19 protein-coding genes and 1 pseudogene are annotated in these 22426 nt (G+C 35.9%); 4 read left to right on the top strand and 16 right to left on the bottom strand.

The features are described from left to right. Positions 1-5: 5 nt before the first annotated feature. Both G6O73_RS04570 and G6O73_RS04575 read right to left on the bottom strand, forming a co-directional pair. Positions 6-1424, bottom strand: a pseudogene (locus tag G6O73_RS04570) (anion permease). Between the two features lie 15 nt (positions 1425-1439). Continuing rightward, positions 1440-3062, bottom strand: coding sequence for a malolactic enzyme (locus tag G6O73_RS04575; protein ID WP_057886119.1), 1623 nt, complete (start codon positions 3060-3062; stop codon positions 1440-1442). Between the two features lie 134 nt (positions 3063-3196). On the opposite strand from G6O73_RS04575, the gene G6O73_RS04580 reads away from it, so the two are divergent. Continuing rightward, positions 3197-4078: a LysR substrate-binding domain-containing protein gene (locus tag G6O73_RS04580; protein ID WP_057886120.1), complete on the top strand. Its 882-nt coding sequence runs from the start codon at positions 3197-3199 to the stop codon at positions 4076-4078. Between the two features lie 63 nt (positions 4079-4141). On the opposite strand, the gene G6O73_RS04585 is transcribed toward G6O73_RS04580, so the two are convergent. From G6O73_RS04585 to G6O73_RS04605, 5 genes are all read right to left on the bottom strand, one after another. Further along, a complete protein-coding gene (locus G6O73_RS04585) occupies positions 4142-5068 on the bottom strand; it encodes an alpha/beta hydrolase (RefSeq protein WP_057886121.1) in 927 nt (308 codons plus the stop codon). A 74-nt stretch (positions 5069-5142) separates the two neighbouring features. Then, positions 5143-5295 (bottom strand): hypothetical protein, encoded by a 153-nt coding sequence (locus tag G6O73_RS04590; RefSeq protein WP_157056691.1) that lies wholly within the window; start codon positions 5293-5295, stop codon positions 5143-5145. A gap of 38 nt (positions 5296-5333) precedes the next feature. Continuing rightward, positions 5334-6434 carry a serine hydrolase domain-containing protein gene (locus G6O73_RS04595; RefSeq protein ID WP_057886123.1) on the bottom strand — a complete coding sequence of 367 codons (1101 nt, stop codon included), beginning with the start codon at positions 6432-6434 and terminating at the stop codon, positions 5334-5336. 13 nt (positions 6435-6447) lie between these two features. Further along, complete coding sequence (locus G6O73_RS04600) at positions 6448-9054, bottom strand: YfhO family protein (RefSeq protein WP_057886124.1); 2607 nt, start codon at positions 9052-9054, stop codon at positions 6448-6450. Between the two features lie 38 nt (positions 9055-9092). Then, positions 9093-10787, bottom strand: coding sequence for a glycosyltransferase family protein (locus G6O73_RS04605; RefSeq protein WP_057886125.1), 1695 nt, complete (start codon positions 10785-10787; stop codon positions 9093-9095). A 281-nt stretch (positions 10788-11068) separates the two neighbouring features. Here G6O73_RS04605 and G6O73_RS04610 point away from each other — a divergent pair, with 281 nt between their 5' ends. After that, entirely contained in the window at positions 11069-12076 is a 1008-nt protein-coding gene (locus tag G6O73_RS04610; RefSeq protein WP_057886126.1) for an LCP family protein, read from the top strand. Positions 12077-12120: 44 nt separating this feature from the next. Here G6O73_RS04610 and G6O73_RS04615 read toward each other — a convergent pair whose 3' ends face one another. The 8 genes from G6O73_RS04615 to G6O73_RS04650 form a co-directional block, all read right to left on the bottom strand. Then, complete coding sequence (locus G6O73_RS04615; RefSeq protein WP_057886127.1) at positions 12121-12588, bottom strand: DUF1836 domain-containing protein; 468 nt, start codon at positions 12586-12588, stop codon at positions 12121-12123. Between the two features lie 15 nt (positions 12589-12603). Next, positions 12604-13461 carry a DegV family protein gene (locus G6O73_RS04620; protein ID WP_336512541.1) on the bottom strand — a complete coding sequence of 286 codons (858 nt, stop codon included), beginning with the start codon at positions 13459-13461 and terminating at the stop codon, positions 12604-12606. Positions 13462-13641: 180 nt separating this feature from the next. After that, positions 13642-14574 (bottom strand): serine hydrolase, encoded by a 933-nt coding sequence (locus G6O73_RS04625; protein ID WP_235805082.1) that lies wholly within the window; start codon positions 14572-14574, stop codon positions 13642-13644. Positions 14575-14623: 49 nt separating this feature from the next. Beyond that, positions 14624-15307: an ABC transporter ATP-binding protein gene (locus G6O73_RS04630; protein WP_057886128.1), complete on the bottom strand. Its 684-nt coding sequence runs from the start codon at positions 15305-15307 to the stop codon at positions 14624-14626. 23 nt (positions 15308-15330) lie between these two features. Beyond that, positions 15331-16761, bottom strand: coding sequence for an ABC transporter permease (locus tag G6O73_RS04635; RefSeq protein ID WP_057886129.1), 1431 nt, complete (start codon positions 16759-16761; stop codon positions 15331-15333). A gap of 262 nt (positions 16762-17023) precedes the next feature. Continuing rightward, on the bottom strand, positions 17024-17665 hold the full coding sequence (locus tag G6O73_RS04640) for a TetR/AcrR family transcriptional regulator (protein WP_057886130.1): 642 nt from the start codon (positions 17663-17665) through the stop codon (positions 17024-17026). 19 nt (positions 17666-17684) lie between these two features. Next, on the bottom strand, positions 17685-18851 hold the full coding sequence (locus G6O73_RS04645; RefSeq protein ID WP_057886131.1) for an ABC transporter permease: 1167 nt from the start codon (positions 18849-18851) through the stop codon (positions 17685-17687). Beyond that, positions 18829-19569 carry an ABC transporter ATP-binding protein gene (locus G6O73_RS04650; RefSeq protein ID WP_057886132.1) on the bottom strand — a complete coding sequence of 247 codons (741 nt, stop codon included), beginning with the start codon at positions 19567-19569 and terminating at the stop codon, positions 18829-18831. Before G6O73_RS04650 ends, G6O73_RS04645 begins: the two co-directional genes overlap by 23 nt. 221 nt (positions 19570-19790) lie before the next feature. Here G6O73_RS04650 and G6O73_RS04655 point away from each other — a divergent pair, with 221 nt between their 5' ends. Together G6O73_RS04655 and G6O73_RS04660 are read left to right on the top strand one after the other, a co-directional pair. Further along, positions 19791-20870: an alcohol dehydrogenase catalytic domain-containing protein gene (locus G6O73_RS04655; protein WP_057886133.1), complete on the top strand. Its 1080-nt coding sequence runs from the start codon at positions 19791-19793 to the stop codon at positions 20868-20870. Positions 20871-20884: 14 nt separating this feature from the next. Then, positions 20885-22003, top strand: coding sequence for an iron-containing alcohol dehydrogenase (locus tag G6O73_RS04660; RefSeq protein ID WP_057886134.1), 1119 nt, complete (start codon positions 20885-20887; stop codon positions 22001-22003). Positions 22004-22067: 64 nt separating this feature from the next. Here the strand turns inward: G6O73_RS04660 and G6O73_RS04665 are convergent, their stop codons facing one another. Next, a complete protein-coding gene (locus G6O73_RS04665; RefSeq protein ID WP_057886135.1) occupies positions 22068-22406 on the bottom strand; it encodes a hypothetical protein in 339 nt (112 codons plus the stop codon). Positions 22407-22426 lie beyond the last annotated feature (20 nt).

Consider the following 22426-nt stretch of genomic DNA (forward strand, 5'->3'; position numbering starts at 1 on the left):
TTAATTTAGTAAATTCCAATAATTTTCATCCAAAGTGTCCCAATTCCTAACCAAACAATCAGATAAAATACACCTAAAATAGCATTTAATTTCCACCAATCTTTTTGAGCCACGTACCCAGCAGAAAATAAAATTGGTGCCGGTCCATCACTGTAATTAGTTGTTGAAGCAAATAGATTACCAAAAAATCCAAGCATTAAAGCGGCAAGCATTGGTGGAACACCGGCTGCGATTGCAACTGCCAACAAAGCGGTATACATAGCACTAACGTGGGCAGTTGCACTAGCAAATAGATAGTGTGAGTAGAAGTAAAACAAAATTAAAATAATCAGAACTAATGGTCAGCTCATTCCATGTAAACTATTTGAGATTGCCTTACTGAGCCACGGAATGAAACCAAGTAAGTTTAACTGGTTCGCCATCATTACTAAAACTGAAAACCAAGTCAAAGTATTCCAAGCACCTTTTTCGTGCAAGATGTCTTCCCAGTTTAAAACACCACTTAACAATAACAGTGACAATGCGATAAATGCCGTTAAAGTTGCATCAATTGCAAATGTGCTACCAAGCACCCACAAAATTAAAGCTAAGATAAAAATTGTCGCCATCCATTTTTCAGCTGGTTGCATTGCTCCCATCTTACCCAATTGTTCTTCTGACCACTTCCGTGCATTGGGAGTTTCTTTAATTTCTGGTGGGAACATTTTATAAATCAGATAAGGTACCACTATCAAAGAAATAATACCAGGTACTAGAGCTGCGAGAAACCAACCCATCCAAGTTAAATCAACATGCGAACTCTTAGCTAATGATTGGGCCAAAGGATTTGCTGCCATCGCAGTCATAAACATTGCTGATGTAATTGTATTGCCATGAAATTCACCAAAAGTTAGGAAAGCACCAATTTTTCGTTCTGTATGCTTCTCCGGATCTGAACCGAAAGAATGCGATAACGAATTGATTATTGGAAACATAATTCCACCGGCCCGAGCGGTATTACTAGGCGTAGCTGGCGCTAAAATTAAATCAACACCAATTAAAGAATACAGTAATCCTAAAGTCTTTTTCCCAAAAATTTTGACAAAAACCAAAGCTACTCGTCGGCCCAAGCCAGTTTTGATGAACCCGCGAGAAATAAAAAATGCCATCACAATCAGCCAAATGCTGCTATTTCCAAAGCCTGCAACAGCATCATCGATCTTGACAACCCCCGTCACCACGGTAATGGTAAATCCAATAATTGCAACTGCACCAATTGGTAAGGGCTTGGTAATACATCCTAAAATCGTTGCTACAAAAATAGCTAGCATTAACCAAGCTGCTGCAGTCACCCCGGTTGGACGCAACGGTGTTAAGGCCCACAAAGCTACACCAACAATTACTGGCAATACAAATTTTTTATATTCTATTTTCTCTAACAAAATTAATTCACTCTCTTTTTAGTATTTCGGTTGCCATTTGGTTTCTTTGATAGCGACAGCAACATCGGTAATTTTTTCTCGAGTTAGCTTCTGTTTGACCGCACTAGCGGCTACTGCTTGAGCAACTGTTTCAGAAAAACGATCTAGTTTTGAAACTGGCGGCAAAACTGCGGCACCTGGTTGTGTTGGATCAACAATTCCACCAAGAGAATGAGCAGCAGCTGAAATCATTTCATCATTTAATAATTTAGCAGTTGAAGCAATTACCCCTAAACCTAATCCTGGATAAACTAAAGCATTATTAGCTTGACCAATTTGGTAAGTAACGCCATCAAATTCAACATCGGCCGCTGGAATTCCAGTCGCAACTAAAGCTTTCCCTCTAGTCCATTTGATCAAATCTTCCGCTTTAGCTTCGGCTAATTTAGTTGGATTAGACAACGGGAAAATAATTGGTCGTTCAGTGTGCGCAGCCATTTCTTTAACAACTTCTTCAGTAAAGGTCCCTGGTTGAGTCGATGTTCCAACCATAATTGTCGGTTGAACAGCCCTAACAACCGATAATAGATTTGTTAAAGAAGCTGCATTCTTAAACTCTGAACGTGAACGCGCGAATGGCTTTTGTTCAGGTGTCAAGGTTGGGTCATCAGCAAACAAAAGTCCTTGTTTATCTACTAAATAAAAATGTTTGCGAGCTTCCTCTGGTGTTAGGCCTTGTTGCAAAAATTCATCATAAATTCGTTTAGTAATTCCAGCCCCAGCAGTTCCAGCTCCAAAGCAAAGATACTTTTGATCGGTCATTTTCTCTTTGGAAATATTTAAGGCACCCAGGATTCCAGCTAAAACAATAATACCTGTTCCCTGAATATCATCGTTAAAAGTTGTAAATTTATTCTGATATTTACTCAATAAGTTTGCGGCGTTGTCACGGCCAAAGTCTTCAAAATGCAAATAGAGATTAGGGAAAAGTTTTTCAGCCGTTTGGACAAATTGATCAACAAATTGATAGTAACGGTCACCCTTAATTCGTGCATGACGATTGCCTAAATACATTGGGTCATCAAGTAACTGTTGGTTATTTGTCCCAGCATCTAAAACAACCGGCAAAACCTGACTAGGATCAATTCCAGCTGCGGCAGTGTAAACCATTAATTTGCCAACAGCAATATCAACCCCATTAGTTCCCCAATCACCAATTCCTAAAATTCCTTCAGCATCAGTAACAACAATTAAGCGAATTTGTCGTCCATCAGCTGCATCCTCTAAAGAACTCTCAATTAAGTCAGGATCGTCAATTGATAAGAAAGTCGCATCTTGTGGCTGAACAAATAATTCGCTGTAATTTTCAATGGTATCAGCAATTGTTGGATCATAGACAATTGGCATAAATTCAACGACATGTTGACTAAACAATTTATAAAACAAAACTCGATTTTCATTGAAAATTTCCATTAAAAATAATCTTTTTTCTAAATTTGAGCTTTTAGTTGCAAATTGAGCATATGTTTGTTCAACTTGTTGGTCCAGTGTCTGGACGTAAGGTGGAAGCAAACCGTTTAATCCTAATTCAGCCCTTTCTTTCTTAGTAAAGGCTGTCCCTTTATTCTTAAATGGGTCATTAACAATTGCCAAACCTTTCATAATAAATACCTTCTTTATCTTAAATTGTCTTTAGCATACACGATAGTAAATTTTATAGTCAAAGGTATTATTTCTAATAAGATTTGTTTATAATAGAGGCAAGATAATCAAGAAAACTTTAAGGAGATAGCTTGATGAATACTAAAGATCTCGAATATTTTATAAGACTTACTGAAATTAAAAGTTTCTCCAAGGTGGCTAAAGACTTTTCTGTTAGTCAGCCGGCAATTACTTTTGCTTTAAAACGCCTTGAAAATGAACTAAATGCTAAATTAATTATTCGCTTTCGAGCTCAAAAAGAATTAATTGTTACCGATAGCGGTAAGCAACTATTAGAACATGCTAGAAGGATTTTATTAAATTATGATTTGGTAAAAAAGGAAATCGACAGTAATCGGTTACAACAGCTCGCACTCGGCTTGCCGCCAATTATTGAAAATAATTATTTCCCATTAATTGCTAAAAACTTAAAAAATCATGGCTTGTTGGATAAAATTAAAACTTGGGAATATGGTTCAAAAACAACATTAGCGGCTTTAAAAAATGGCGAAATTGATTTAGCACTCTTAGGTTCAATCGATCCATTGAGTGACGAAGGGATTCATACTGAAGAATTTGACCGTCAACCGTTTGCGATTTTTGTGTCACGGCAACATCCACTAGCAAAAGTGAAACAAGTTTATTTTAGTGAATTAAAAAATGAAGATTTTGTTCTTTTTAAAGATGGCTTCATTCACAACCAAGCTTTTAACCTGCTAGTTACTCGCAATCATCTCCGACCACGAGTCGTCTTTCGATCAAACGGAACCCATAGTTTAATGAATTTAATTGCTCAAGGAGTTGGTATCGGCTTTTTGACTTCCGTAATTAGTCCGTTGCGCGATGATATTATTAAAATCAAACTATTAGATCAGGATCTGCCACATTTTGTAACTAGTATTGCTTATCGACGATCACATATCTTCACCCCACTGCAACAAGAAATTTTGACAGAAATCCGAAAATCTTTAAATTAAAATCAATTGCAGAAATAAAACCATTTGGTAATCAACAATTACCAAGTGGTTTTATTTTGGTACTTATAAAGTTGTTTGTTGTTTCAAATCTAATGGCCCACTGTCCCAATCTAATTTTTCTAATAACCAGTCACGAATTAAGTAAGCTACTTCTGGTTGATACCATTCAGCTGTTCCATGACCGGCACCTGTCAAAATAATTTCTTTAGCATCCAGTCCCGCTTGCCGCATTGCTGTAGCCATGGCTTTGGTTTGAGCTAACGGAACCAATTGATCAGCATCTCCATGCATTAATAAAAATGGTGGTATTCCGGAATGAAGCTTGAATAACGGACTAGCTTGCCGCGCCCTTTCGGTAATTTCGGCTGGCATCAATCGTTTTTGGGGAGCTAATGAAACACCATTTAACATCAACATCGTCGGAGCTGCTGGATCAAATTCTGGTCGCTTGGGATCAGCTCCCATCAATAAAAGATTGGAAAAGCCATATAAAGAAACCACAGCGGCTACTTGATTCTGTTTCGATTGTACCTGCGTTTGGGAGATCGCTGGTGTCTGGCTAATCGTCCCTAACAACTGGGCTAAATATCCGCCAGCTGAATCACCAATAACGGCAATTTTGTTAGGATCAATTCGATAAACCGCTGCTTGTTGATATAAATAAGCCAATGCTTGTTTGGCATCAGTCACCATTGCCGAAAGATTTGCCGGTATGGTGCGATAAGTCGCACTGGCCACAACAACTCCAGCCTCTGCTAAAACTAATTTTAATTGAATCAACTTATGCAGATTTGCTTCAGTAAAACCACCACCTGGTAAATAAAGTACTGCTGGTTTGAGTTGCTCGGTTCGTGGGACTAACAAAGACATTTTCAATTCTTGTGTATCCCAGCGTCCTTTTACTTGCGAATATACTAAGTCATGGTATTCATCAACTTGTGGTACTTTAATTGCAATTTTACGATTACAACATTGATTTAATTGAGACATTCAGTTCCTCCTGAAAAACATAGTTAATACTAACTAATCTAACTCATTCGTCGACGCCGTTAGCCGATTAATCATTAAAAAAATGATTGCTTGCTTTCAAAATAAGCCGACACATTTTTATAAACCACTTGATTTTGAGTCTTAGAAATAATCCGTACCTGTGAATTGATGGTTAATTTTCCAACTGGAACTGCCAAGAACCAGCTTGATCGAATATTGAAAGTCATTTTCAGGTTAATTATCTGACACAACTTTGGACCAGCGATCAACTTTTAGGTGGTGCTGCCAAAAGATTTGCAATTTCTTTTACGGCAACTCGCCCAGCATAATCCGAGGGACTTCGATTTGCAAAAAAAATTACAGTAATTTTATTATTTTTCGTTCCGTAATAGAAAGAAAAATAATGATTATCGGCCCCATCAGCTCGCTGAAAATTTTTTTGATAATAAAAACCACCTGAGTAACTAGTATGATCTTGAGTCAATTGGTCATATGCTTGTTGCTTAAATAGCCGCTGACTTTGTAAAGCATTAACAAAATAATAATAATCAGTAACGTCTGTATAAAGATTTCCGCAGCCAAACTCGGAAGACAATAATGGTTGGGAAACTGGATAAACACGGGTTTGATTATTAAAATAAGCTTGACCAGTAAATTTTTGACTAGCAGTTTGCCAAGTAACTGTTTGTGATAAATGCAATGGTTGCAAAATTTCCGCCTGTAAGACCTCGTAATACGGTCTTTGGGTAACTTGACTAATGATGCCTGCCAGCAAGGTATAATTAGCATTGCTATAATTCCAATTGAATTTTCCAGTTGATTTTAAGTGTTTCAAGGTCCAATTTATGGCTTGGGATTGGCTAACTAATTTAGTCGACGGAACTGGTTCTCCCATTTGAATCCCCGAAGTATGATCAAGTAACTCGCGAATAGTAATTTTCTTTGCATATGGTATTTGCGGATAAAATTGTGCTAATTTAGTATTCATTGTTAATAGATGTTGATTAATTAACATTTGAATCAAACTCCCTGTATAACCTTTTTGTAAGGAAGCAATCGGATATAATTCGTTAATCCCATTTTTTTTGCCAGTTGCCTGATTGGCATAACCAAAAGTTTGATAATGTAATTTATGACCACTATCACTAGTATAAAGCAATGTGCCCCACAAATGTTGTTTATTAACAATTTGGCGAATTTTTGCAGATTGTGATTCGGGTTGATGCGCACTAGCAACTGCGAATTCACCATGGTTCAACCAACTGAATGTTTTACTTCCGTTGATTCCCCAAAGTTTTAAAACTAATACACCACTGAGAAAAAACAATCCAAGCAGTGATCGTTTAATTTTTTTGTGTTCTAACAAGTTTATCATCCCCTCACTTGGGTAACCTTTTTCTAGCCAATTTCGCCCAAATTAGATATAAAATCATCATTCCGAGCGACAATAAAATTCCTAAAATCAGACCCGGTACATGATATACCAAAGTTAATTTAGTAGTATTTTTGGGAACTCTTACTACCATCATGGAACCTAACACGCGTTTTACTTTTAAGTTTTGGCGACCATTGTTAACCTTCCAGCCGGATTCATATGGGATTGCTAAGTACAACCAATAGCTGCGGCTATGTCGTTTAACATGTGTGGTCAGCTTTGTTTGCCAACCAGTTGAACGATAATGCAATTGAACAGCGTTCTGACTGAGGTGCTGGCGCAATTGATTAAATGCCTGCGAATTCAAGCTTTTAATGCGCAACTGCTGCATTAATGTTGCCGTTCTCCCCGAAAAAGTTAAGCTGAATTTTTGACCCGCCTTAAAAGTTCCTAAATATTGAATTGAACGAAAACCATCCAAATTTTCATCCGTGTGGGTAATCCGATGATTATTTACTCGAATCGAATTATAATTCAAACCGTGACGAGTTAGATTTTCTAAATAAACTGGTCCAGTTTCTTTAGCTTTTAAAGTCAGCTTAAACTGATTATTATACTTGGCTTGCAATGTATCAAAATGCTGTTCATGCAAAACTTTTGCCGTTTTAAAATAATTATCTTTTCTAGTCTTCAAGCTTTGCAAAACTTTTTCTTGATTAACTAAAGCCGAAAAATTTGAATGCTGTAATTTAAGGTTTAATAACCTAGCAGGAACTGCAAAACCCATTCCAATAAATCCTGAACTAAACTCAACAGCCTGATGATTAGGACTGAACTTAGCTTCAAATCGAACACCCAATAATAAATCTGTCACTCGAGTCAACCCAAAAGAACTGATTCGACGTTGATTGTGACTAAACAACCCAAGCGAATATAAATTTTTGCGCAACGAGTTATTTAAAGTCGAACTATAATAGTTGATGTCATGAAAACTAAAAAGCATTGGATCATTGTAATTGTTATACGCTTCTTGATAAGCAGTGTTAATCAAGGTATTTTGATTATCGATCCGAAATAGCATCTGATGGGGCTGGGTTAAGCGTTTGAGTTGTTGATCTTCTAACTGATACGCAAATTGATAATTTCTCTGGTTTCCAAAGGGGATTCGTGCCAAGTAGAGATTGAAGTTAAACATCAATTCCAAAACAGTTATGCCAAACAAAAAAAGGCGAAAGTTTTTTTGCGATTGAAATTTGAGCAAATAATAAACTAGTAAAACTAACCCTAGGCTAATCCACAGAATATCTAAGCTTGAAAAGAATTTAGCAGGCAATGTTTCCAAATGGTTGTTATCAAATGCTAAAATCTTTGCTAGGGATTTTCGTTGACTAGCTATCCAACCTATTATCAATAAGAGTAAATGCGTCAGCAGCAAGTACCTTCTTCGTTTAGACGATAAATTTTGAAATGAACTCTTTCGCCAACTTTGATAAGCCAACAAAATTATAAAAAAACTGACAAAAAAAGCATTTCGAAAAACAAAACCGGCCGGTTTTTGTGCCAGATGCCAAATTGTATTAGTTGGGCGCAACCAGAGACTCCCCAATAAGAGTAACAGCCAGAGTAAATTGCGTTTTCGGATTTTCCAATCTATTTTTTTATCCAGCAAAAAGGCACCCAGTAAAGCAATAGCAAGGGTCGAGCAAAAAATAGTTGGTGCATGCTGCAACCGTTGCTGATAGGAAGTTGCACCAACTGCTAACTGACTGAAAAAGCGCAGTCCAAATTCAGCATGCGGCAAAAAATTACGCCAACTATTTTGCGTCTTAGCTGTTTCCAACATCCCTAAAAAAGTTGGCCATAAAACTACAGCTGAAGAACCAACGCTCAAAACTCCACTAACAATAAAACGACTACTTGCTTGACCAAATGTTAGCTGCTTGGACTGTTTAGCAACATAAAAGCGATAGCCAAAATAAAAAAGAGTAAACCAGCAAGTCATGTAACCTAAATAAAAATCGGTTAATACACTAACTGTTAACCAACAAAAAAAACTAGTTGTTTTACCTGTATCAATTAATTTGTCTAACCCATTTATGACTAATGGTAACCAAATTAAAGCATCTAACCACATGATATTGAAAAAATAGACGACGACAAATCCTGACAAGGCAAACATTACCCCAAAAATAGAACTTTCCCAACATTTTTGCCGAAAATGATGCTGTAAAAAATATGTCATTGTCCAAGCAATCGTTGCAATTTTCAATAAAATAATTACACTCAATGCTGTCGGAATATCAGCCGCATTTGAGAAAAAGAACATTATGATGTTAAACGGACTTAACAAATAATAAGCAACTAATGGCAGTAAATTTCCACCTAGTGACTGTGAAAATGAATACAATTGGAAATCGTGTGTTCTAATTGCATGATAGCTATTAGTAAAAAAAGATAAATATTGCGTCCCCATATCGCTAATTAATAAATTTTGTTTTCCAAATGGGGTCAACCCTTGTGCCCAAAATATCAATATCACCACTAACAGTGTAATTCCAAACGCTAACCACTCATGCTTACAGCTATTAAACAATCTTCTCTTAGAAAACAACTTTTCACCGCCTAATTATTTCAATTTCAAATTAAACTTCATAATAATAAACAGGTACTACCAACCACTGTAATTACCTCAGCTAGAAACTGACCTGTAAAAGCATTAACTTTTAAAGAAACTTTGTTTTTTCCACGTTTGAGCTTAACCAAAAAAGTGCCCCGCTTTGAAGTTTTAAGCTGTTGATGACGACCATTAACTGATAATTGATAATTAATGCCTTGATATTTTATCCATGGTAAATTTGCTGTTTGAGCTGATTTACTTATTAACTCTATCGTCATTTGATTATGTTCAAATTTAGTAACTGATATTCTTAGTTTGCCCTTGGTCGTCAAAATTTTTCGCTTTAAAATAGAATTCCTCGCGCTATATGCCTTAATCGGATAATAGTCGGTATTACTACTAACCTTGACAAACTTTTGATACTCCTGATCAGTAATCCAATAATGCGTACCTACAGATTTACGATTAAAGTTCACCAGTTGATCCGTTCTTTTATCCTGATTAAGTGTAAGTAATTCAGCACTTAATGTTGGCAACATCACCACTAACACCAAAATAAGTCCCCACCATTTTTCTCCTTTTATCCGCCAACGCTGAGTTATTAGCCCAAAAAGCGTTGCGAATAACCACGAACCACTTAATGCTAGAAAAAAACTAGCAATGGTCAACAAACGCCAAGGAAATTGAATCACTGCCAACGGTGTTCGCTGAAAGGATTGCCATGGAAAAAAAGTTGTCGTACAGATAACTAGTAAAACTAGCAAAATCCAACTCCAACGATATAGTTGTGGGACCATTCGCCACATGATCAGTTCACCAATTAAAATTAACAACAATATAATTCCTAAATTTTTCGTTAGCTGATTGCTGAGAGCGGTTGCTAAAAAGCTATTAAGATCAGGTAATTTCCCATTGGGACTGACCAATAAATTATAACGTGTTGGAAAATGAATATTATTTAATAGGCTCAGTCTGACTAAAGGATAGAATTCAAAAAAAGTCAGTAAAAAAGTACTTCCTAACATTTTAATTGCTGCTATTAATCGATTACGCAAATCAGTCGGGCGGCGCAATAACCAACCTATCAACCAACCTACCATAATAATTCCAATGCTTAGAGCAAAGGTCAAAACATGAGAGTAGCCAACCAAAGCTAAACCAATTGCGCCAAATTTCCATTCATTCCACTTACCAGCTAAAACTTGATAACCACCATAAAAAACTAGTGGCAAAAAAATCATGGCCAACCATTCCCCCAGATCAAATCTAATGAAAAGATCAGTGGTATGATAGAGTGAAAAATTATAAATAACCGCAAACAATCCACTCTGTAATTGATTTTGCTTAGTGAAACGTAGCATCAAAAAATAACTAAGACAACATCCAACCCAACTATATAATGCTAACATCATATAAAGGGCAACGATTGGTTGCTTAATAAGCAATTGCAAAAAGGCAAACGGTAATAAAGTCAAATTAGGGTAAAAAATCTGAACTGCTGTCCCTGTTCCCTTAAAGAAAGTAAAACTTAAAGGACTTAAAAATGAGTCATGAAAGCGTAAATCATGCACTAATTCAGCAATTCGAGCCAAATGAAATTTAAGATCATTAGCACTGTAAAATCTTCCTTGACTACCAAAGATTCCGACAGCAGCAAGGCTTAGCGCTAAAAAAATAATTACCATCAAGTAATTAAATTTGACCGTTCGTTCCTTAGATTCCAACATAAAAAGACTCCTGTCATTGTTCAAACATTCTCAAGTATTTTAACAAACCCTGCATCCTTTTATCTAAGACAAGCAAAATATTAAAGCAAGCTTAGTTGATGTAGATCTTTATTAAACTTCTTAAGTAAATTGAAACATTTTGCTGAGCATTTATTTTTGACTTTATTAAATCTTTTTTAAAGTAGATACGTTTTTTTTAATTAAATCAATTTTAATTCTCATATTTAGTTCGATGTAGTTAAAATGAATTTATATTGAGTTTTATAAAGGGAGTAGAAAATTTGAATGAAGAAGATGAAGCATTAAAATTAAAACGCCAGCGCAATTATCGACAGCCACGCCACCGTCATGGCTGTTTACTGTCATTTATCATAATCCTAATTTTATTATTTGCTGGTGGATGGTTGATTTGGCAGCATTATAACCCAACCTCACATTTTTCCAATTTAAAATCCGTTTCACAGTCAACATCAAGCATAAAACAATCCAGTGGAACTTTTAATGTTCTAGTGATCGGTTCTGATACGCGTAAAAACCAAACTGATGGACATACAGACTCAATGTTATTAGTTCATGCAAACTTAAAAAAACATCAATATAATGTTTTAAGTATCCCGCGTGATTCAAGAATTTACATGTCTGGTTTAGGTTATACAAAATTAACTAGCGTTCAATCAGTTTACCAAGCAAAATACGGAGCTAAAAAAGGTGTCTTCAAAGCTGTCCAAGCGATTTCAAGTTATCTAAATGTGCCGATTAATTATTACCTAGAAACAAATTATTGGGGATTCCGTTCCATGGTTGATGCTGTCGACGGTATCACGATGAACGTACCTTTCAATGTAACTCTAACCCATCCTTGGTATACAGAAGATTACAACAAAGTCATCACTAAAGGAAAACATCAGCTTGGTGGAAAAATGGTAACAGAGATTGTCCATGAACGCGATTCTGTTCCGGGAACTGATTTTGGCCGGCAAAGGCTTCAAGAAGCTGCTTTAGTTGGAATCATTAATAAAATAAGTGATCCAGTTAATGCTTTCAAGATTCCTGCCTTAGCAAGCTCAATGTCAAAATTCTTAGTTGCAACCAACATGAATCAAACCGATATGATTAGTATTGGTTTAGCCGTTAAAAATAATTTTGATGCTGCTAAACAAGTTCACTATTTGCAGATTCAAGGTGAAAATGAAGATTTATATGATGATATCTTAGAAAACTATAATGAAGAAATCGTTTTACCAAAAAAGCAACTGAAAAAAATTATCGCGCAAGACTTTACTAATTAAGAACTCTTTAGCAAATAAAAAACAACGAAATTGAATGATCGCAATCATTCAATTTCGTTGTTTTCTTTTTCTAGCAATCGATTTCTAGCTGAAATCCAAAATAAAATCGCTTGAACTGCATCAAATTGCAACTTTACCAAAGGATCTTCAGTATTCAAAATCGGTGGTTTTTTTAATTTGATTTGCTGATTAAAAATCCTAACAAAATTATTATAGCCCGTTTCTGGATTGGTATTAACTAAAACCTGCTGGAACCCAGTCTGAATCTCAGTCAAAGTAAAAACGCTTTTTAATAAACCAACAATCAAAGCACCTGCTAATTGAATTTTTTGATAATGTTTTTTAGTTGGTCGCACAATAATTTCGGCTTTAAAATAATTGTGCATCATTGTTTTAGTGATTTCCTCACCAGTAATCGGTTTTAGATAACTATTAGTCAGTTGTAACAATTGATCTAAATGTAATTCAATTGATGGTAATTCTTTCCAAAGAGGTAATTGCTTAAGTTCCAACTGTGTCGCTCCTTTTTATTTACAATGAATTCCAATGCCAACTAATCCGGGGCCCGTATGAACTCCAAGTGCTGGTGAAACTTCGGTAGTATAGATTTTTTGTCCTGCTGACAATTCATTTTTTAAACGGGCAACAATTTTTTGCATTAACGGCTGATCTGCTCCATGAGCTACCCCAATCCGAAAATCAGAACTTGCATCAGCAATCTGGAGAACTTTCTGAACCATTTTTTCGATGGCTTTTGCCTCACTGCGAGCTTTTGTGATTGGGTAATAAATTCCGTCAGTATTGCAAGAAATTATTGGTTTAATTTTTAAAACCGAGCCTAAAATCTCTGTCACCTTTCCAATTCGTCCACCAGCTTGCAAGTATTTTAACGTTGGAATATAAAAATAGACATGACTTTTAGCAATTGAAGCATTTAATAAATTGATGATTTTAGAATACTCTAGACCGGACTTAATTAAATCAGCCGCAAAAACTGCAAATAATCCTGCCCCAATTCCAATACTTTTGGTATTAATTATTGTAATCTTTAAATCTGTGAATTCCGCAGCCGCTTGCTTGAAAACCTGATTAGTAATCGACAAACCAGCTGAAATGGTTATACCAATAATTTCATCAAAACCACGTCGTTTCAATTCTTGAATTTTTTCAATCACCGAGCCAATTACTGGACTAGCTGTTTTGGGCAATTCTTTTGTTACAGCTAACTTTTGGTAAAATTCAGTTGGTTGAATTGTAATTCGATCTTGATAAATCTGATCACCGAAACTTAGCGTTAATGGCACCATCGCAATATTCTCGTTATCCTCAAGTACTTCAATTGGCACGTCAGTAGCTGAATCAATTAAAAGACCAATTTTTTTCATTATACTTTCTCCTAACATATTTATGTACATTGTATATCTATATTCTATGTTATCCAGATTTAAAATTGTTGATAGGTAAAGTCTATGAACAAAAATAAGTTTTGAATACTACATATATAGTATTCAAAACTATCTAATTGGTCAACCTAAATTTTTGAATTTAATTGTTAATTAAGTTTTTTAATCACCATAAACAATTTTTTGAATGTGTTTAGTTATTTTCGCAATTCTAGGAAAACCGCTAAAGCCACTCTGATTGTGTCCATGTGTCATGATTACAAGTAAATATCGCTGGCCATTTGGCAAAGTTACAATTCCGGCGTCGTTATTGGTGTCATCTAAAAAGCCAACCTTATCTTGCACCGTTGTTCCTTTTTGTGCTTCGTTTGCTCCGGTGGGAATGCCAGTTCGATAAACTTGTTTTTTCATTAGGCTTAGAATATATTTTTGATCGCTTGTATTGGTAAACACCCCGGTTCCTTTAGCTAAATTACGTAACAGCATCATCAGACTGGTCGCTGTTGTTTGTGCAGCCTGACCGTCTACAAAAACTGGCGAATACCAACCTTGATTAGCAATAAAACTATTGATAGTGCTCATCCCATAAGTAGCTAACTCTTGATCAGCATAATCATTTTGGCTGTAAACAATCATGTTGTTGAATCCTGTTTGGTTAGCTGTTGTCCAAGAAAAATTTCCTGCTAATTTTTCTTTCACTAAAAATGCTGTAATAAAAAGTTTGAAAGTACTGGCTGCTACTTCGGCTGTATGAGCGTTAGCTGCAACAGCTAACTTTCCTTCTTGGTAAACAGCTGCGTCCTTTTTTTCAGCTGACTGGCTACCTTTTTGAGGGCTCAAATTATAAAAGCTAACGCTAGCGGTCTTGTCGGCGGTAACTGAATCAAGGTAACGCTGTAACTTTTGTTTAATAGCTCTTTGTTTTTGTTTAATCTGCTCATTTCCATCATTTGAATTCGAACTTAAAGCTGCCTTGGCAGAATCTGAACTACTATCTGTGATACTCACTGAAAAATAACGACTGACTTGATAAACACCCACTCCACCGATTAAAGCAATCAAAATCAGTAACAACGCACGTACTTTTTTTGGCAAAATTGTTATCTCCTAACAACTTTGACCACTCCCACTAGTTAACAATTTTTCAAATTTTTAACACCATATTAGGTCCCTCAATCACATTAAGTTTTCCTTTGCGTAATTCAATTTGCACATCACATCTTTCAGCAACATCATTTTCATGCGTGACAATAATTACACAACGTTGTTCCTTATGTGCTAGCTCCAGTAATAGTTTAACCACCTCTTGCGTATTTTGTTCATCTAAGTTTCCAGTTGGCTCATCTGCCAAAATCAATTTGGCATCACAAGCCATTGCTCTTGCAATTGCTACACGTTGCTGTTGTCCACCAGATAATAAGCCAATCTTTTTATTAGCTAGTTGTTCATCAATTCCGATTTTTTTTAATAATTCCAACACAAATGCCCGATTACCGCGATGACTTGAAGAAGTCAAATCTAATGCTGTTAAAATATTTTCGACTGCTGTCATATAATCAAATAAATTGTAAGCTTGAAAGACCATAGATGTGTCATTTCGGCGGTAATTTGATAGACCAATTTTCTTTAAGTCCTTACCTTGATATTCAATTTTTCCAGCAGTCGGCGAGTCGAGTCCGGCCAACAAAGATAAAAAAGTTGTCTTACCAGCACCACTACGTCCAATAATGGCGTACACTTTGCCACTGTTAAACTCTAAGTTGATATCAGAAAATAATTTTCGTTCTTGCTTACTATATTGATAAGTTAAATTTGTTGTTTTCAGCATGTCATACTCCTTCGATTAAACTTTTAGTGTGTTAATATTTTTTTCGGTGGTAACCGCAAAAGATTGATGGTTCCCAGTAAAATTGAAATTGTAATAATTAACAAACCAAATCCGATTACTTCGACAATTGTTTTAATGCTCAAACTTAATTTTAGATTTGTTGTTTGTTGCTGATTCTGACTTGTAGCCCCTCCAAATTGGCCTGGATTATTCATTCCTTGCGACATTCCACTATTATTTCCACCACCCAATTGTGAATTATTTAAGCGTTTAGTGTTTGAAGATACGGTTTGTGTCGTTGCTTGTTGAACCAATTGTTTAGACAGCAAATTACCTGCATACTTTCCTCCACCAACAGCTATTACTGAAGAAACAACCAAGACCATTAATAGTTCAACTAAAAATTGTAGTACTATCTTGCCTTTTCGTTCCCCAAGAGCTAACAGAATACCTGACTCATAACGACGTTCGCGCACCATTAAAATAACAATTAGTGTTAAGATAATTGTTCCTGCTAAACCAACTAACCAAACAATTTTTTGTGCAAAGCTTTTAATATTATTTAAAGGTGTTAGCATGGTTTGATACAATGTGTCGTTCGTTGTTAAAGAAAACTTGCTGGTATTAATTAATGTTTTTTCTTGTTTGATGAATGCAGCTGCTTTTGCCGGATTTTTCATTGTGTAAACCACCGAATCAGCCTGATTGCTACTACCTTTTAACTCACTAACATAGTTGCTAGCTAAATAAAGCGTATTTGAGGGATCGCTTTGTTGCATTTGACTTGTTGAACTTGAACTTGCTCGATAAATTCCCACAACTTTTAGAGTAACTGTTTTGCTGTTAGACTTAATCTTAATTTGATCACCAACTGAAATATTGTTTTCTTTAGCCAACTCTTTTTCAATTACTACATGATTTGTACCTTGATCAGAGGTAGTTATTCCTCGCCCAGAAACAATTTTATTATCTCCATCAGTAAAAGCACTTGTAACTGAAGTTGCTGTTACTCCACTCAATGACAGACTGGTTTTATTGCTACTATTACCATTCATTGGACCTCCTTGGGGCGAAGAACCAGAAGAACCAGTGGTAGTTTTGATTGCTTTAAAAGATTTGGCAGTTGCCGTTGTACTGCTTAGAACGTTATAACTTTTAACGTATTTTGAGCTAGCAATTTTCTTAGCTTTTTTTAAGTTAACACTAGCCAAATTTAATTCAGTCCGACCTTGCTTTTGTTTACGCATTTGGCGAAATGCATTTTCACGATTGGCACTCAGCGTTACTGTTGTACCAGCGCTTTCTTTCGCATTTTGAACAGCTTTTTCCGCCGCTGATTGAATCATTAAACCTGATAGAACAAATAATAAAATTGCTGATGTAATCAAAATTAATAACAATGTCCTACCACGTTTACGGATAACATTTAGCCAAGCTCGTTTAATAAAATTCATTCATTTACCTCCGAATGTTACAAAATTTATGGTGTTAGTTCGCTAAAAACTCTAATACATAGCAATACTCCTTTTGACTTAATTTTTAGAACCAGCAAAACTAACTATTTTTGAAATTAAAAGCTTTGATATGCTTTTTAGCATAAGCTGAGAATTTGAAAATTCTAAGAATTTTTAAGGACAAAAATTTGGATTAGTTTTGAAAGTATTTATTGCAAAAAAATACTGGAACAAAATTGTCCCAGTAAGATTCAAAAAATTCTTATTTTTTTAAACCATGCAATAAAAATACGACTGCTTCATCACTTGCTTTTTTTATTTCTAAAGGTTGATCAGCTAAAATAGCTGCTAAACCATATCCTAAAATCGTCGTTATGATATATTGAACAATGCGTGTCAATGACAAGTTAACTAATTCTCCTGTTTTTTGGTACTTCTGCAATTGTTTCCCCAAGGGTCCAGCAATTAAGCTAGTTAACATTTTCCCAAATTGTTGCAACAGTTCTGGCTTAGTCAAAGCCTGCTGAATAAAAATTCTCAGTTGTGGCAGATTATCACTAACAAAAGTCAACCGATTAATAATAATTGTTCTTAGAAACTGTTCTAAATTTAAACTTGCTGATTGTTCGATTGAAACTAAAAACTCTGTTGCTGCTTTAGGTACGACTTGTTGAATAAAAGGTGTAATAATCGCAGCTAAAATTCCATCTTTAGTCTTAAATTGTTTATAAACTGTTCCCTCCGCTACACCAGCTAATTCTGCAATTTCGCGCGTACTTGTATCTGCAAAGCCCTTTTTCGCAAAAAGTTGCAAACTAGCTCGTAAAACAGCTTTTTGTTTTTCGGTTAACTCCAGTTCATCTAAACTAGCCGAAAACAGAGATTGAACATCATTAACCACCATTTTTTCCTCCTTTATTTCTTCAAACTTGGCGAAAACGCCGTAAAGTAATTGAATTTAACAGCAAAAATAAAATTGCAAAAATAATTAAAACTGAGATTTGCATTCCAACACTGTTCCAACCTGATCCACGAGTAATAACCCCACTCATTGCATCAGCTCCATAATAAAGCGGCATAATTTTAGCAACTGGTTGTAACCAATTGGGCATTTGGGCAATGGGAATAATTCCAGAAAAGAAAATTTGTGGAATTACCACGACAGGTATAAATTGCACCATTTGAAATTCCGATTGGGCAAAGGTGGAAATAAACAAACCTAACGCTAGCGCCACAAAAGCTAAACATAGATTTATCAAAAAAACTAGTCCTAAGCTGCCAATAATTTGTATTTTAAAAACTAGCAAGCTATAACCCACAATCAAACACGTTTGCACTACTGCAAATAAACCATAGCCTGCAAGATAGCCTGTAATAATCTCTGCACGTTTGATTGGAGTGGCTAAAACACGCATTAGTGTTCCCGTAGTTCGTTCGCGTAACAAAGCAATCCCCGAAATTAAAAAAACAAAGAAGAAGACAACAAAACCAATCATAATTGGCAATAGCGTATCAAAATAAGTTGAATGACTACTACCATACAAATAATGAGTTCTAACTGAATAATTATCAAAAGTCTTTAAGGACTGGTTTTTACTCTTAACTACCACTGAACCTTCAGTTTGCTTGGTAAGCTGGGCAAACTCTTTAATAACTTGCTGTTGTTGTTTTATCACCTGACGCTGTCGACGTAAGGCAGTATCAGCCGCTTTAAACTTCAATTTAATTTGCGCCTGCTGTAGCGTTTGCCGTAAAATAGCACTTTTACTCTGATCGCTATTTTGCAATGTCAATTTTAATTTCTGATCTTTTTGTTCCAAAACACCAGCATAATTTCTTTGCCGAATTAATCCAATAGCACTTTGCTTGGATTTAATTTTTTTAAGTTTGATATGTTTACCTTTTAATTCTCTAGTTATACTTGGTTCAACATTGCGTATTCCAAGTGTTACATTCTGCTGAGTATTTGATTGAAATAAAAAATACATCAAGGTTAGAATTAATAATGGTGCTAGAAACATTAAAGCTAAAGTCCGCTTATCACGAACCATCTCTAATAAGATTCGTTTAATCATTGCCTGAATTCGCATCTTGTTTCCTCCCAGCTGTCAAAAAAACTTCTTCAATAGATGTTACTTGATATTCTTTCACTAATTCTTGCGGCTTGCCTTGCGCAATAACCGCTCCCTGTCGAATCATCAAAATTTGGTCAGCTTGCTCGGCATCTTCCATCACATGTGTCGTCAATAAAATTGTTTTTCCTTGTGCCGCTAAATGATGAAGTTCCAACCAAATATGCTGACGTAATTCCGGATCAATTCCAACCGTAGGCTCATCTAAAATTAATAAATCAGGAACAGCTAGCAATGCAATTGCCAAAGACAAGCGGCGCTTCATTCCACCAGAAAAGTTTTTAACCAGTTGATTTAAAGAGCTATTTAATCGAACAATTTTAGCTGCATAATTGATTTGTGCTTGCAATTGTTGTTTTCTTAGCCCTTGAAGCGCTCCAAAAAAAGCTAAATTTTCTTGCGCTGACAGTGATTGGTATAATGCATCAGTTTGAGCCATATAACCAATCCGGCTCAACAACTGACGATCTGGGACTGGTTGATCTAAAACTCGGACAGTACCCTTCTGCGGCTGCAACATCCCCATAATTGAATTAACTAAGGTTGTTTTCCCTGAGCCACTTGGTCCAATTAATGCCAAAATTTTACCTGGCATCAAGCTCAAATTGATTTGGTTTAAAACTGTTTTCTGTCCATACCCCTGTTGTAAATCTTTGACTTCAATTGTTGCTTTCATTTTGCCACTCCCTTTAGTGAGTAAGTGCTCACTCACTATACTAAACATTTTTCGGCGCTAAGACAAATTTGTTCTTTTAAAACAAAATCGTTTTTAGAATCAATTAGTAGTAATCAATTTCTTTTCTAATCTTTACGCATCTAAAAATGATATAATGTCGGTGTAAAGCGAAAAAATTCACAAGCAAAGCCGGTTTTAATTTTTAAAAGGAGTTCGATCATATGAAACAGCAAGCTGCCGTTATTTATGGAAAAAAAGATGTTCGTTTCGAAAAAATACCAATTACTGAGCCTGCAGAAACTGAAGTTCAAATTAAAGTTGCTTATAATGGAATTTGTGGAAGTGATATCCATGAATATCTTGACGGAATGGATCTAGCCATTAATTCTCATCCTTTAACTGGAAAAAAGGTACCATTAGTTCCGGGGCACGAATTCGCTGGTACTGTTGTCAATGTAGGGAAAAAAATTACTAAATTACAAATCGGTGACCGCGTTGCAGTTGAACCAATGATTGCCTGTGGCAAATGTGCTGCCTGTTTAGCTGGGAATTATAATTTATGCAGTCGTGCAATCGGCAAAGATAATTCCGCTGGTTTTTTAGGCTTTTGTGCAAACGGTGGTTTAGAAGAGTATTGCAACGTGGCTGAAATTTTTGCCCATAAGCTACCAACTGATTTTCCACTTGATTTAGGTGCACTAGTTGAACCAACTTCAGTTGCAGTTCAAGCTGTTTTACGTGCTGGACTTAAGGCCGGCGATAATATTTTAATTCAAGGTGCTGGACCGATTGGCCTTTTCACCCTCTTAGTTGCACAAGCAGCTGGAGCACATAATATTATCATTAACGATCTCTCAGATCAACGATTGGCTTTGGCTAAATCCCTAGGAGCAAATGCAGTTTTACATGAAAATAATCCAATTGACCTACAACAAAAGGTGAACCAACTAACTGGTAATCAAGGAGTTAATTTAGCATTCGAATGCGCTGGTGTTCAAGCAACCCTTGCGGGGGCGCTTAATGCTCTCGGACAAAATGGAACTTTGATGGTAGTTGCTCTTTTTGGTACAGAACCCCAGATTGATGTTCGCGGACTCTTAAAAAAAGGCGGCCGTTTATTAACTTCATATGGTTATGCTAATGTTTTTGAACGTTCAATTGGAATCATTGACAATAATCGTGAAGCTTTCAAAAAAATTATTACCAAAAAGATTAAACTACCACAATTAATCGATGAAGGTATTTTGGCGCTTGCACATGACAAACAGCAAGCAAAAATTCTCGTTAAACTCACAAACTAAATGGAGGTTTCAAAATGAAAACTTTTAGTATTCAACCAACTATTAACTTAACTAACAGCTTGTCAACTTTTTTTAAAGAATTAGCGGTTGGTAAAACTGATGTCTTATTGACAAATAAATACATTATTACACCACATTTAAATCCAGCTGATTTACCACTAGATGTCATCTATTTAGAAGACTATCTTCAAGGTGAACCAACTGATGCAGCGGCTGATAAACTGTTAACTAAAGTTACTGAAAAAAATTATCAGCGGATTATTGCAATTGGCGGCGGTTCAGTGATTGATAATGCAAAGTTGCTGGTTTATGGCAGTGGCAAAACAATCGCTGAGATTGCCGCCACTGGTCAACAATTGCCAAAAAAACGGCAGTTAATAATTGTCCCAACTACAACAGGCACTGGGAGTGAAGTAACCAATGTTGCTGTGTTCAACTTCTTAGAAAAAGGAACTAAAGCTGGATTAGCCTATCCAGCAATGTTTGCCGATCAAGTTTATTTAATTGCGGACTTGGCAAAAACTATGCCATATAAGGTTTTTGCTACCAGTTCAATTGATGCTTTAGTTCACGCAATTGAATCTTACCTTTCACCAAAAGCTACCTCGTTTAGCAAAATTTTTTCTGTTGCGGCTATGAAAACAATTATTCAAGGCTATCTACAGATTATTTTAGCTGACCAAGTTGGACAGACACCTCAAGGGCAGCAATTGCAAAAATTCCTAGAAGCCAGCACGATGGCTGGAGTAGCTTTTGGTAATGCTGGCTGTGGTCCAGTTCACGCGTTGGCATATCCGATTGGTGCAACCTATCACATTGCTCATGGTCAATCTAATTATCTAGTCTTTAATGGTACCTTTAATAAGTATCAAGAATTAGGCACTGACTTGAGTCAATTGAATCATATTTTGGCTGAAGTTTTACCAGTTGAGCCTACGTCAGCCTTAACCGAGCTAAATAAGTTGATTAATCATATTCTGCCCAATCAATCATTAAGTGAAATTGGTATGGATCAAAAAACTTGTCAAGAATTTGCAGCTTCAGTCATCGCTAACCAACAACGGTTAATGGTCAATTCGCCAATTAAATTAACTGAAACCGATGTTGCTGATATTTATCAAAAACTACTTTAAAACTTTTTTCAAATCAAAAAATGACCCATCAAAGTAATTTTTTACCTTGATGGGTTTTTTAATTCTATTTGACTAGGTGCTGAACCTGTTTGTCCAACCAATTGATTAATTTAGGCGCATTCTTCCGAAAATCAGCGACGAAACTGCTCCCGTTCTCTGGTTTGATGACACCAGCTGGCTCGCCGATTGCATCAGTTATTACGATTTTTTGATCAGTTTCCTGCCAAACAGCTTCCCAGTATGGCCCTTCTAACGCTTCTTCCAACATTGCGCGAACGTTTTCCAATATTGCTGCCAAAATCACATCATTCTCGGAAACATTTTTTCCATGAGCTTGTTCCCAAGCTAATTTGACAGTTACTTCTGGTAAGCTAATGGGGATAAAATTGCTTAAATCATTCATGTATTTTCAGTCTCCTTAAA

Source organism: Liquorilactobacillus nagelii DSM 13675 (genome assembly GCF_019444005.1).
Classification (GTDB): domain Bacteria; phylum Bacillota; class Bacilli; order Lactobacillales; family Lactobacillaceae; genus Liquorilactobacillus; species Liquorilactobacillus nagelii.